At 65.8% G+C, this 12,813-nt stretch carries 12 protein-coding genes; 1 reads left to right on the top strand and 11 read right to left on the bottom strand.

Features of this window, described 5'->3' with window-relative positions; translation table 11 throughout:
• Positions 1–203: 203 nt before the first annotated feature.
• Positions 204–362 (top strand): hypothetical protein, encoded by a 159-nt coding sequence (locus tag ABID97_RS24445; protein ID WP_354401383.1) that lies wholly within the window; start codon positions 204–206, stop codon positions 360–362.
• A 61-nt stretch (positions 363–423) separates the two neighbouring features.
• Here ABID97_RS24445 and ABID97_RS24450 read toward each other — a convergent pair whose 3' ends face one another.
• From ABID97_RS24450 to oxc, 11 genes are all read right to left on the bottom strand, one after another.
• On the bottom strand, positions 424–1,353 hold the full coding sequence (locus ABID97_RS24450) for a LysR family transcriptional regulator (RefSeq protein WP_354401384.1): 930 nt from the start codon (positions 1,351–1,353) through the stop codon (positions 424–426).
• A 69-nt stretch (positions 1,354–1,422) separates the two neighbouring features.
• Entirely contained in the window at positions 1,423–2,838 is a 1,416-nt protein-coding gene (gene pyk / locus ABID97_RS24455; protein WP_354401386.1) for a pyruvate kinase, read from the bottom strand.
• A gap of 64 nt (positions 2,839–2,902) precedes the next feature.
• Positions 2,903–3,916: a 2-dehydropantoate 2-reductase gene (locus tag ABID97_RS24460; RefSeq protein ID WP_354401387.1), complete on the bottom strand. Its 1,014-nt coding sequence runs from the start codon at positions 3,914–3,916 to the stop codon at positions 2,903–2,905.
• Between the two features lie 41 nt (positions 3,917–3,957).
• A complete protein-coding gene (locus tag ABID97_RS24465) occupies positions 3,958–4,734 on the bottom strand; it encodes a fumarylacetoacetate hydrolase family protein (protein WP_354401388.1) in 777 nt (258 codons plus the stop codon).
• Between the two features lie 40 nt (positions 4,735–4,774).
• Complete coding sequence (sucD, locus tag ABID97_RS24470; RefSeq protein ID WP_354401390.1) at positions 4,775–5,674, bottom strand: succinate--CoA ligase subunit alpha; 900 nt, start codon at positions 5,672–5,674, stop codon at positions 4,775–4,777.
• Between the two features lie 378 nt (positions 5,675–6,052).
• Entirely contained in the window at positions 6,053–7,222 is a 1,170-nt protein-coding gene (gene sucC / locus ABID97_RS24475) for an ADP-forming succinate--CoA ligase subunit beta (RefSeq protein ID WP_354401392.1), read from the bottom strand.
• Positions 7,223–7,228: 6 nt separating this feature from the next.
• A complete protein-coding gene (locus tag ABID97_RS24480) occupies positions 7,229–7,558 on the bottom strand; it encodes an HAD family hydrolase (RefSeq protein ID WP_354401393.1) in 330 nt (109 codons plus the stop codon).
• A gap of 209 nt (positions 7,559–7,767) precedes the next feature.
• Positions 7,768–9,015 carry a formyl-CoA transferase gene (gene frc / locus ABID97_RS24485; RefSeq protein WP_354401394.1) on the bottom strand — a complete coding sequence of 416 codons (1,248 nt, stop codon included), beginning with the start codon at positions 9,013–9,015 and terminating at the stop codon, positions 7,768–7,770.
• A complete protein-coding gene (locus tag ABID97_RS24490) occupies positions 9,015–9,452 on the bottom strand; it encodes a PAS domain-containing protein (RefSeq protein ID WP_028259227.1) in 438 nt (145 codons plus the stop codon). Before ABID97_RS24490 ends, frc (ABID97_RS24485) begins: the two co-directional genes overlap by 1 nt.
• Positions 9,453–9,526: 74 nt before the next feature.
• Entirely contained in the window at positions 9,527–10,798 is a 1,272-nt protein-coding gene (gene frc / locus ABID97_RS24495; protein WP_354401395.1) for a formyl-CoA transferase, read from the bottom strand.
• Positions 10,799–10,824: 26 nt separating this feature from the next.
• A complete protein-coding gene (oxc, locus tag ABID97_RS24500) occupies positions 10,825–12,660 on the bottom strand; it encodes an oxalyl-CoA decarboxylase (RefSeq protein ID WP_354401396.1) in 1,836 nt (611 codons plus the stop codon).
• Positions 12,661–12,813 lie beyond the last annotated feature (153 nt).

Raw genomic sequence — 12,813 nt, forward strand, 5'->3', positions numbered from 1 at the left:
CCTGTCCATCGGCCGGTATCCGCGCGAGAACGACTGTCGGACGGAGCGCCCCAAAAGCTCTTGACCGCAGTCAAGTTCCAGAGAACCTTCGCCGCTGAGGGCATGTGATTTCTCCAATGGGGAAGCAGCAAAAAGAGGGTTTGCCGGACTTAGGGGTAAACCCTATAATCCCTCTCAGTCTCTTCAACTTTTCGGAGCGCTCCATGAACAACACAGCAGTGAATTCCAACGCCCTCAAGAACACCGCCTCGCTCGCCGCCAACGAGACCCTGCGCAGCCTCATCGCCGCCATGCCGATCGTGATCTTCGCGAAGGCCGCGCGCGCCGCGCTGAAGCGCTCCGCCGGCGCACGCGCTCGCTGATTGCTTCCGGGGTTCGCCCCTCGCAAGGGAAGGTGTGCCATGCACCTTCCCTTTGTTTTTTTCAGGCCCCGGAGTCGAAGGGCACGATCTGCGAAATGAGCGCCGGCCCGTCGGCGAGCAGAAAGTCCTTGAAGGCCTGTGCCACCGGCGGCAGCCGCTTGTTGCGCCGGTGCACCACGTACCAGTTGAGCATCAGCGGGAAGCCCTCCACGTCGAGCACCCGCAGGCTGCCGGCGCGGGTCTCCTGGCTGATGGTGTGCGCCGACACGAAGCTCACGCCCATGCCCGCGATCACGGCCTGCTTGATGGTCTCGGTGCTGCGGATCTCCATCGCGATGTTGATGCCGCTCAAGTCGCCGCCAAAGCCCTCTTCCATCGAATGCCAGGTGTCGGAGGCCTTCTCGCGCACCACGAAGGGCTCGCGCATCAGCCGCTTTAACGGAATCCTGGGCGCGCCCACCAGCGGATGGTTGGGCGCCGCGACGATCACATAGGGGTGCGGCGCGAACGGCTGGTTGATGGTGTCCAGGCCGGTCGGCGGGCGCACCATGATCGCGAGGTCGGTGAGGTTCTCCGCGATGTGCGTCATGAGCCCCTCGCGGTTGTGCACCGTGAAGTTGAGCGTCACGCCGCGGTGCCGGCTCGCAAACTCCACCAAGAGGCGCGGAAAGAAATAATCGCCCGCGCTGATCACGCCCACGTTGAGCTTGCCGCCCGAGACGCCGTTGAACTGCAGCATCGCGTTCTCGGCCGCCTCGAACTGCTGGATGATCGCGCGGCTGATCTGCAGCAGCTCGGTGCCCGCGGGGGTCAGGTAGATCTTCTTGCCGAACTGCTCGAACAGCGCATTGCCCGCGTGCTCCTCGAGCTTGCGCACCTGCGTGGACACGGCCGGCTGCGTGAGATGGAGCTCTTCCGCCGCGCGCGAGAAGCTCAGCAAGCGCGCCACCGCTTCGAAGACTTTCAACTGGCGCAGGGTCGCGTGCTTCATTCGGGAAAAGGTTGCTGCAATCGAGCCGGCATCGTACTGCGCACCACGCCGCGCGCGCGCGAGCGCCGCCTACGGTATGCGCGCGACGTGCAGCAGGTTGGTCGTTCCCGAGAGCCCGAACGGCAGGCCGGCCACCACCACCACGTCGCTGCCCGCGCTGGCGAAGCCCTCGGTGCAGGCGACGCGGCAGGCGCATTCGATCATCTCGGCCACGTCGTGCACATCGTCGACCAGCACCGCATGCACGCCCCAGACCATCGCCATGCGGCGCGCGGTGGCGATGTCGGGCGTGAGGCTCAATATGGGCACGGCCGGCCGCTCGCGCGCGGCGCGCAGGCTGGTGAAGCCCGACGAGGTGTAGGTGACAGTGGCGGCGGGCGCGAGCAGCGCGGCCACCTGGCGCATCGAGGCGCAGACCGCATCGGCGGTGGTCGACAGCGAGGCCTCGTGCGTGGCGTCGATGCCGATGCGGTACGACGCATCGGCTTCCACGCGCGAGATGATGCGGTCCATCATGGCCACCGCTTCGAACGGGTATTTGCCCGAGGCCGATTCGGCCGACAGCATGACCGCGTCCACGCCGTCGTAGACCGCGGTGGCCACGTCGGACACTTCGGCGCGCGTGGGCACCGGCGCGGCAATCATCGATTCGAGCATCTGCGTGGCCACCACCACCGGCTTGCCGCGCTTGCGGCAGGCACGCACGATGAGGCGCTGCAGCTCGGGCACGCGTTCGGGCGGCAGTTCCACGCCGAGGTCGCCGCGCGCCACCATGACGCCATCGCACAGGTCGACGATCGCGTCCAGGTGATCGATGGCCGCGGGCTTCTCGAGCTTGGCCATGATCCAGGCGCGCGTGCCGATGATGGCGCGCGCCTCCTCGATGTCCTCGGGGCGCTGCACGAAGGAAAGCGCCACCCAGTCCACGCCCATGGCCAGGCCGCAGGCCAGGTCGTCCAGGTCCTTGGGCGTGAGTGGCGAGATCGGCAGCAGCACGCTCGGCACGTTGACGCCCTTGCGGTCGGAGATCGGGCCGCCGACCAGCACCGTGGTTTCGGCAAAGTCGGCGCCATGGCTGTCCACGCGCAGCCGCAGCTTGCCGTCGTCCAGCAGCAGCTCGGTGCCGACCTGCAATGCCGCAAAGATCTCCGGATGCAGCAGCGGCGCGCGGCGCGCGCTGCCGCTCGCCTTGTCCATGTCCAGGCGAAAGCGCGACCCCGCATCGAGCTGCGCGCGTCCGCCTTCGAAGGTGCCGAGCCGCAGCTTCGGCCCCTGCAGGTCGAGCAGCACGCCGATCGGCCGGCCGAACTCCTGCTCCAGCCGGCGGATCGTGTCGAGCCGGCGCGCATGGTCGTGCTGCGTGCCGTGGCTGAAGTTCAGCCGGAACATGTCGACCCCGCGTTCGAACAAGGCCCGGATGGCGGGCTCGTCGGTGGTGGCTGGGCCGAGGGTGGCCACGATCTTCGCGCTGCGTGTACGTCGCATCATCCGTTCCATTTCATCGATCGATCACAGCGCGCACGGCGCAAAGGGCGCAGCCTGAAAAGAGCTAGCTCGCCATCTCGTGAAGGCAAACCCGGCCGCGCTGTTCTTCCATCGTACGCGCCAGCAGCTTGACGAGGGAATACACGGTGTCGATGTGCGGCGTCGGGGTCTCGGTGAGCCGGGCCAGCTCGACCACGGCACCCACCAGCGCATCGATCTCCGGCGCACGGCCCGCCTCCACGTCCTGCAGCATCGAGGTCTTGTGCTTGCCGACCTTCTCCGCGCCGGCAATGCGCTTGTCCAGCGTCACGCGGAACTCGATGCCCAGCTTGTGCGCCACGGCCTGCGCCTCGCGCATCATCGCGGCGGCCAGCTCGCGCGAAGGCGGGTACTGGCAGATGTCGACCAAGGTCGAATGCGAGAGGCTGCTGATCGGGTTGAAGGTCAGGTTGCCCCAGAGCTTGAGCCAGATCTCGGCGCGGATGTTGTCGAGCACCGGTGCCTTGAAGCCGGCCGCGCCGAAGCAGGCCGACACGCGGTTCACGCGCTCGCTCGACGAGCCGTCGAGCTCGCCGACCGGGAAGCGGTCGCCCTCGATGTGCTTCACCACGCCCGGCGCGATCAGCTCCGACGCCGGGTACACCACGCAGCCGATGACGCGCTCCGCCGGGACCTTTGCGGCCACCAGGCCCGTCGGGTCGACGCTGCGCACCGGCGTGCCCGCCAGCGCGCCGCCATGGTTGTGGAAGTACCAGAACGGGATGCCGTTCTGCATCGTCACCACCACCGTCTCGGGACCGAACAGCTTGGGTACGTCGCTCGCCACGGCCTCGACCTGGTGCGCCTTCATCGCGAGGATGACGATGTCCTGCGGCCCTGCCTGGTCGTAGCGGTCGGTGGCTTTCACATTGAGCGCCACCTGCTCCACGCCGTCGGCGCCGATGAGCTTGAAGCCGTTGGTGGCGATGGCGTCGAGGTTTTTTCCACGCACGATGAACGTCACGTCCTCGCCGGCCAGGGCGAGCTTGGCGCCCACCAGGCCGCCGATGGCGCCCGCTCCGATGACTGCTATCTTCATGTCGATCCCCAAGTTGATGATTCTTTGCGAGCGGGCAGGGCTCAGCCGAAGCGGTTGCCGAGCCTGCCGATGCCGCCGATCTCCACTTCGACAAGGCTGCCGGGCTTCATCGAGCCGACGCCGATGGAAGTGCCGCACAGGATCACGTCGCCGGGGTTCAGCGTCATGTCGAGGGAGATCAGGCTCACGAGTTGCTGGACCGAAAAGCGCATGTCGCTGATCGGGTAGTCCTGCCGGACTTCGCCGTTGAGGCGGGTGGTCACGGTGAGCGTCGCGGGGTCGAGGCCGGTGGCCACCACCGGGCCCATCGGGCAGAAGGTGTCGAAGCCCTTGGCCCGCACCCACTGGGTGAACGACGCGTCGCGGTTCAGGATGTCGGCCACCGTCACGTCGTTGGCGCAGGTGTAGCCGAACACATGGCCGAGCGCCTCGGCCTCGGGCACGGCGGTGCAGGTCTTGCCGATGACGATGCCGAGCTCGCCCTCGAACACCACCTTGCCGTCGCACAGGGGCTTGCGGATGTCGGCGCCGGGCGCGAGGTAGGAGTTGGGCGCCTTCAGCAGGTACAGCGGCTCCGCAGGCACCGGCAGCTTGAGCTTCTCGCCCAGCGCGTGGAAGTTGTTCCACAGCGCGATGACCTTGGTCGGCTCGGTGGGCGTGAGCAGCCGCACGCCGGCCAGCACGAACACGCGGCCGGTGGGTTCGGGGCGATCGAACATGTTGCCGCGGTGCTCGTGCACGGCATCGCCCACGAGTGTGCCGAAGCCGGTTTCGCCGCCGTGTTCGAAACGGACCCATTGCTGTGGTTGCTGTTGCATGTCTGGCCTTTGGTTCTGTTGGAATGTGTTTGCGAAGGGCTCAGTCGAACGGCAGGTAGTCGGGGATCACGAGCGACGCGAGCAGCTTCCCCATTTCGGCCGGGTTGTCGGTCACGTGGATGCCGCACTCCCTCATGACCGCCAGCTTTTCCTTCGCGGTTCCCTTGCCGCCCGAGACGATGGCGCCCGCATGGCCCATGCGCCTGCCGGGCGGTGCGCTGGCGCCGGCAATGAAGCCGACCACGGGCTTGTGCATGTGGTCCTTGATCCAGCGCGCGCAGGTCTCCTCGTCGTTGCCGCCGATCTCGCCGACCATGATCACGGCGTCGGTGCGCGGGTCGTCGTTGAACATCTTCAGCACGTCGATGTGCCGCAGCCCGCCGACCGGATCGCCGCCGATGCCCACCACGGTCGACTGCCCGATGCCAAAGGCGGCCAGCTGGCTCGCGGCCTCGTAGGTGAGCGTGCCCGAGCGCGAGACCACGCCGATGCGGCCCTTCTGGTGGATGTGGCCGGGCATGATGCCGATCTTGATTTCGTCGGGCGTGATGAGGCCCGGACAATTGGGGCCGAGCAGCAGGGTCTTGCTGCCCTCCATGCGATGGCGGGTGCGGATCATGTCGCGCACGGGAATGCCTTCGGTGATGCACACGACCAGCCCGATGCCTGCATCGACGGCTTCGTCGATGGCCGCGGCGGCGAAGGGGGGCGGCACGTAGATGACGGAGACGGTGGCGCCGGTTTCGGCCTTGGCTTCCTCGACGGTGCCGAACACGGGAACGCCGTCGAAGGATTTGCCCGCCTTGTTGGGGTTCACACCGGCGACGAAGCACTTCTGTCCGTTGCCGTAGTCGCGGCACATGGCGGTGTGGAACTGGCCTGTCTTTCCCGTGATGCCTTGTGTGATGACGCGGGTGTGCTTGTTGATGAGGATGGACATCTTCAGCTCTCCGTTTTTTGTTCTTGGCGCTGTTGTTCTTGGCGATGTTGTTCAGGGCCCTTGTTCAGGGCGCGTGCACAGGCCACCGGGTACTCCCCTCCGCGAATGTCCCCCGGGCTTCGCCCTCCTCCTTTATTTCGCTGCGGGGAGCACCCGGCGCCCTGCGCACACAGGGCGCTGTCGTTGTGCTGGCCGATCGACCGCTGCGCTGAGCGGTCACGTCGATGGTGTGCTCTGCGCAGCGAAATAAAGGAGGAGGCCTGCGGCCCTAGGCCGCGCCGGGGGACATTCGCGGAGCAGAGCACGCCGTCGGCGGGAGCGCGCCCTGAACACAGTGCCCGAAACCCAACGCGATGAATCAAGGAGGCGGTTTTCAAACTAGCTCCCCCGCCGCGCAGCAGCCACGACCGTCCGGGCCGCATCGCCCATGTCGTTGGCCGGGATGATCGCCAGGCCCGACTGCCCGAGGATGGTCTTCCCGAGGCTCTCGTTGGTGCCCTTCATGCGCACCACGAGCGGCACCGACAACTGCACTACACGCGCCGCCGCGACGATGCCCCGCGCGATCACGTCGCACTTCATGATGCCGCCGAAGATGTTGACCAGGATGGCGCGCAGGTTCGGGTTGCGCAGCATCAGCTTGAAGGCTTCCGTCACCTTCTCGGCCGTGGCGCCGCCGCCCACGTCGAGAAAATTGGCCGGCGATCCGCCATACAACTTGATCGCGTCCATCGTCGCCATCGCGAGCCCCGCACCGTTCACCAGGCAGCCGATGTTGCCGTCCAGCGGGATGTACGAAAGGTCGAACTTCGAGGCCTCGACCTCTACCGGGTCTTCCTCGTCGAGGTCGCGCATCGCGGCAATCTCGGGCTGGCGGAACAGCGCGTTCGAATCGAAATTGAACTTCGCATCCAGCGCCATCACGCGGCCGTCGCGCGTCAGCGCCAGCGGGTTGATCTCGGCCAGCGACGCATCGCACGCATCGAAAGCCTGGTAGAGGTTCTGCACCAGCGTGCGCACCTGCAGCAGCGACTTGCCCGAGAAACCGATGTCGCGCGCAATGCCGTCCGCCTCCGCCGCCTTCACGCCCGTGGCCGGGTCGATGAACAGCTTGCGGATCTTTTCCGGCGTGCGCGCCGCCACGTCCTCGATGTCCATGCCACCTTCGCTCGAGGCCATCAAGGCCACGCGGCGCGAATCGCGGTCGATCGTCATGCCGAGGTAGAACTCTTTCTCGATCTCCACGCTCTCCTCGACCAGCAGGCGCTTCACCAACCGGCCTTCAGGGCCCGTCTGGTGCGTCTTGAGCGTCATGCCCAGCAACTCGTCCGCATGGCGCCGCACTTCGGCCGCCGACCAGGCGAGCCGGACACCGCCGCCCTTGCCGCGGCCGCCGGCATGGATCTGCGCCTTCAGCACCCATGCCCGGCCGCCCAGGCGGGTGGCCGCATCGGCCGCTTCGTCGGGCGAAAAACATGCATATCCACGCGGCGTGGGCACGCCGTATTTGCGCAAGACTTCCTTGCCCTGGTATTCGTGGATATTCATGGCAATTCAGGCGCCCAGTTCGGCGCCGCGGGTTTCGGCCCAGTTGAAATAGCGCTTTTTGGTGGCGCTGGCGTCCAGCTCGCGCTTTTGATGCGCTTCCTTCTTCTGCTCGATCACCTCGGCGAGGAATTTGGCGTCGTAGGCGCGCAGCAGGTGCGGCTGGTGGTCGTTCAGGTAACGGCAGACGCGCTCGATGCCATCCTGGCTCTGGCGCAGCAGCTGGCAGTAGATCTCGCGGTCCCAATGCCAGCGGAAACCCAGTTCATAGAACGCCGCGTTGTAGGCGTTGCGCTCGGTTTCGCTGCTCCAGTATTGAATTGGCAATTCATCGATCATGAAATTTCTCCTAGAAATTGAACGCCGGGCGACAAATGATTTGTTGTTCGGCATGATCAAAATGTAGATTCGTTGATCGATAAATAATAGTTAAACTATTTTATTGAATGCATTTGCTATAAGTTATACATTGCTGGCAATGAATTCCCGTCGCGGGCGCACCGGCCGCCCGCGCCTTATTGCCATTCAATAAATAGCCGCGCCCTGGCTCAGATCACACCCTCGGCGCGCAGCGCTTCCACGTCGCCCGCCGTGTAGCCCAGCTGCATCAGCACTTCTTCGGTGTGCTCGCCGAGCAGCGGCGAGCGCGTGACCTCGGTCGGGCTGTCGGACATCTTGATGGGGTTGCCCACCGTGAGGTACTTGCCCCGCGCCGGGTGGTCCACCTCGACGATGGTGCCGGTCTCGCGCAGCGACGGATCGGCGGCGATCTCCTTCATCGAAAGAATCGGCCCGCACGGAATGTCGTACTGGTTGAGGATGTCCATGGCCTCGAACTTGTCCTTGGTCATGGTCCATTGCTCGATGCGCGCGAAGATCGGCTTCAGGTGCAGCAGCCGAGCCGCCGGCGTGGCGTAGGCCTCGTCGGTGATCCAGCCTTCCTCGCCGATGACCTTGCACACGGCCGGCCACACCGCGCCTTGCGTGATGAAGTAGATGTAGGCGTTGGGGTCGGTCTCCCAGCCCTTGCACTTGAGGATGGAGCCCGGCTGGCCGCCGCCCGAGGCGTTGCCCGCGCGAGGCACCGCATCGCCGAACTTGCCGTCGGGGTACTGCGGGTACTCGTGCATGGTGCCGGTGCGTTCCAGCCGCTGCTGGTCGCGCATCTTCACGCGGCAGAGGTTCAGCACCGCGTCCTGCATGGGCGCGAGCACCTGCTGGCCGCGGCCCGTGCTGTTGCGCTGGTAGAGCGCCGCCACGATGCCCAGCGCCAGGTGCAGGCCGGTGCCGCTGTCGCCGATCTGCGCGCCCGTGACCACCGGCGGGCCGTCCTCGAAGCCCGTGGTCGAGGCCGCGCCGCCGGCGCACTGGGCCACGTTCTCGTAGACCTTGCAATGCTCGTACTTGCCGGGACCAAAGCCCTTGACCGACGCCACGATCATGCGCGGATTGAGTTCCTGGATGTGGGCCCAGGTGATGCCCATGCGGTCGAGCGCGCCGGGTGCGAAGTTCTCCACCAGCACGTCGCAGGTCTTGATCAGCGTGTCGAGCACCTTCTTGCCCTTGGGCTTCTTGGTGTCGAGCGTGATCGAGCGCTTGTTGTGGTTCAGCATCGTGAAGTAGAGGCTGTCCACGCCGGGAATGTCGCGCAGCTGGCCGCGCGTTGCGTCGCCTTCGCCGGCGCGCTCCACCTTGATCACGTCGGCGCCGAACCACGCCAGCAGCTGCGTGCAGGTGGGGCCGGACTGGACATGGGTGAAATCGAGAATGCGAACGCCCTCAAGTGCCTTGCTCATCAGCTGTCTCCTTTGATCGTGGTCTCTGCTTCTTGCAGACGAGCGCGCAATTTACGCTCCTCGGCAAACCGGGCGGTTTCGTCTCGCACGATGGCAACGATGCCCGTGACTTCACGATTTTCCGAGAACAGCATCGACACCGTGAAGGCGATCGACAGCGTGTGCCCGTCCTTGTGCAGCGCGGGTACGCGCAGCAGATCGGCACCGTACTTGGTGATGCCGGTTTCCATGGTCTTGTTGTAGCCGTCCCAGTGCCGCTGGCGCTGCCGCTGGGGAATGATCATGTCGAGCGACTGGCCCAGGGCCTCGGCTTCGGTGAAGCCGAAGATGCGCTCGGCCGCGCGGTTCCAGAGCGTGATCGCGCCCTTGGCATCGCACACCATGATCGCGTCGCCGGCGCCTTCGACGAGCTGCTTGAAATCTACGTTCGCTTGCATGTTTACCTCTGGCGCTTCATGTCATGTCCCGGCCCGCCCGCCTGCTCACAGGCGGACGGGTCCGGTCGGGTCCGCTAGACGGCCTTCGATTCTTTCAGGTTGTCGATCTGTGCCTGGGTGTAGCCCAGCTCGGCCAGCACCTGTTCGGTGTGCTCGCCCAGGAGCGGCGAGGCGGTGACCTCGGGCTTCAGGTCCGAGAACTTGATCGGGCTGCCGATGGTCCAGTAGCTGCCGCGCTCCTTGTGCGGCACTTCGACGATGGAGCCGCTCTTGCGAAGCGACTCGTCGTGCAGCAGTTCCTTCATCGACAGCACCGGGGCGCACGGGATGTCGTGCTTGCGGAAGATGTCGACCGCCTCGAACTTGGTCTTGTCCTTGATGAAGTCCTCGATGGTGGCGAAGATCTGGTCGATGTGCGGCTGGCGAGCCTTGGGGGTCATGTAGTCCGGATCGGTCTTCCACTCGGGCTTGCCGAGCGCATCGCAGATCGGGTCCCAGGCGTGGCCCTGCACCGTGAAGTAGATGTAGGCGTTGGGGTCCGTCTGCCAGCCCTTGCACTTCAAGATCCAGCCCGGCTGGCCGCCGCCGCCGGCATTGCCGCCGCGCGGCACCACGCCGTCCTTGAAGGCGTCCATTTCGTGCGGGTACTGCGGGTACTCCTCCAGGTAGCCGACGCTGTCCAGGCGCTGCTGGTCGCGCATCTTCACGCGGCACAGGTTGAGCACGGCGTCCTGCATCGAGCAGGCCACCTTCTGGCCCTTGCCGGTCTGCTGGCGGCCGATGATGGCCGTCAGGATGCCGATGGCCAGGTGCATGCCGGTGTTCGAATCGCCCAGCGCCGCGGCCGAGATCGTCGGGGCCGAGTTCTCGCCCTTCCACCAGCCGGTGGTGGAGGCGGCGCCGCCGGCGCACTGCGCCACGTTCTCGTACACCTTCAGGTCTTCGTAGTGGTGGCCGTCGCTGAAGCCCTTGACCGAGGCGACGATCATCTTGGGGTTCAGCTCCTGGATGCGTTCCCAGGTGAAGCCCATGCGGTCCAGCGCGCCGGGACCGAAGTTTTCCACCAGCACGTCGGATTCGCGGATCATCTTTTCCAGCACGGCCTTGCCGTCGGGCTTCTTCGTGTCCAGCGTGATCGAGCGCTTGTTGCTGTTCAGCATGGTGAAGTACAGCGCGTCGACGTTCGGGATGTCGCGCAGCTGGCTGCGGGTGACGTCGCCGGCGCCGGGGCGCTCGACCTTGATCACGTCGGCGCCGAACCAGGCCAGCATCTGGGTGCACGCGGGACCGGCTTGCACGTGCGTGAAGTCGATGATCTTGATGCCGTTGAGGGGTTTGTTGCTCATATCGATAACTCCTGGGTTGCCTTGGATTACTGCTGCTTTTTCTTGGCCGTGCTCGGATTGAGGCTGGTGATCCGGCCGCTTTCCGTTCCGGCCGTCTCGTCGATGACGGCGTTGATCAGGGTCGGACGGCGCGAGGCGACGGCTTCTGCCAGCGCCTTCTGCAGTTCGTCCGCCGTGGTGGCGTTGACGCCCACGCCGCCGAATGCCTCCATCAGCTTGTCGTAGCGGGCGTTCTTGACGAACACGGTCGGTGCCACGTCGGGCGTGCCGCTGGCGTTCACGTCGGTGCCGCGGTAGACGCCGTTGTTGTTGAACACCACGATGCAGATCGGCAGGTTGTAGCGGCAGATGGTCTCCACCTCCATGCCGCTGAAGCCGAAGGCGCTGTCGCCCTCGATGGCGATCACCGGCTTGTCGGTGACCACCGCGGCGGCCACGGCAAAGCCCATGCCGATGCCCATGATTCCCCAGGTGCCGACGTCCAGGCGCTTGCGCGGCTCGTACATGTCGACGATGCTGCGCGCGAAGTCCAGCGTGTTGGCGCCTTCGTTCACCACGATGGCGTCGGGCCGTGCCTTCACCTGGTCGCGGATCACGCTCAGCGCGCTGTGGAAGTTCATCGGCGACGGACGCGCGGCCAGCGTCACAGCCATCTTCGACAGGTTCTTGTCCTTGCGCTCGGCAATGGCGCCGGTCCATTCGGCCGGCGGCTTGGCCCACTTGGCATCCACGCCCGCGAGCAGCGCCGCGACGCAGGAGCCGATGTCGCCGATCACCGGCGCCGCAATGGCCACGTTGCTGTCGATCTCGGTCGGCGAAATGTCGATCTGGATGAACTGCTTGGCGCCCTTGTCCTGGCCCCAGGTCTTGCCCTTGCCGTGCGACAGCAGCCAGTTGAGGCGAGCGCCGACCAGCATCACCACGTCGGCCTCCTGCAGCACATAGGAGCGCGCGGCCGCGGCCGATTGCGCGTGCGTGTCGGGCAGCAGGCCCTTGGCCATCGACATCGGCAGGTAGGGGATGCCGGTCTTCTCGACCAGCGCGCGGATGTCGGCGTCGGCCTGTGCGTAGGCGGCGCCCTTGCCCAGAAGAATGAGCGGCTTCTTCGCGCCCTTGAGCAGATCCAGCGCACGCTTCACGGCGTCGGGGGCCGGGATCTGGCGCGGCGCCGGATCGATCACCTTGATGAGCGAGCGGCGGCCGGCTTCGGCTTCCATCGTCTGCGCGAACAGCTTGGCCGGCAGGTCCAGGTACACGCCGCCCGGGCGGCCCGACAGCGCCGAGCGGATGGCGCGCGCAATGCCCACGCCGATGTCTTCGGCGTGCAGCACGCGGAAGGCGGCCTTGCACAGCGGCTTGGCGATGGCAAGCTGGTCCATCTCCTCGTAGTCGCCCTGCTGCAGGTCGACGATCTCGCGCTCGCTCGAGCCGCTGATGAGAATCATCGGGAAGCAGTTGGTGGTGGCATTGGCCAGCGCGGTGAGGCCGTTCAGGAAACCGGGTGCCGACACGGTCAGGCAGATGCCGGGCTTCTGCGTCAGGAATCCGGCTGCCGCGGCGGCGTTGCCCGCGTGCTGCTCATGACGGAACGAGATGACCCGCAGGCCTTCGGCCTGGGCCATGCGCGTGAGGTCGGTGATCGGGATCCCCGGCAGGCCGAAAATCGTGTCGATGTCGTTCAGCTTCAGCGCATCGATGACCAGGTGAAAGCCGTCGATCGTCGCGTCGTGCGCCGCCGCTGCCTCCTCCGTGGGTTGTTTGAGGGCGACCACGACCGCGTCGCCGTCTGCTGCCCGGTTCTTGGGCTTGAGGGCGTCGTCCAGGGTGGTGGATGCCTCTTTGTCCGTTCTTACTGAAGACATGTCTCTCCTTCTTGCTTGGGTGAATGGCCGAGGCCCGAGCCGGGACTATGATTCGGGGGCATGCTTTCGGGCGTTGACCTCGGTCAACTTTCCGGAAAACGGCACCGGCCAGACGAACCAGATGTTGTTGTTGCGAATTCGAGCAAGACGGGA

The sequence above is a fragment of the Variovorax sp. OAS795 genome, from assembly GCF_040546685.1.
Taxonomy (GTDB): Bacteria; Pseudomonadota; Gammaproteobacteria; order Burkholderiales; family Burkholderiaceae_C; genus Variovorax.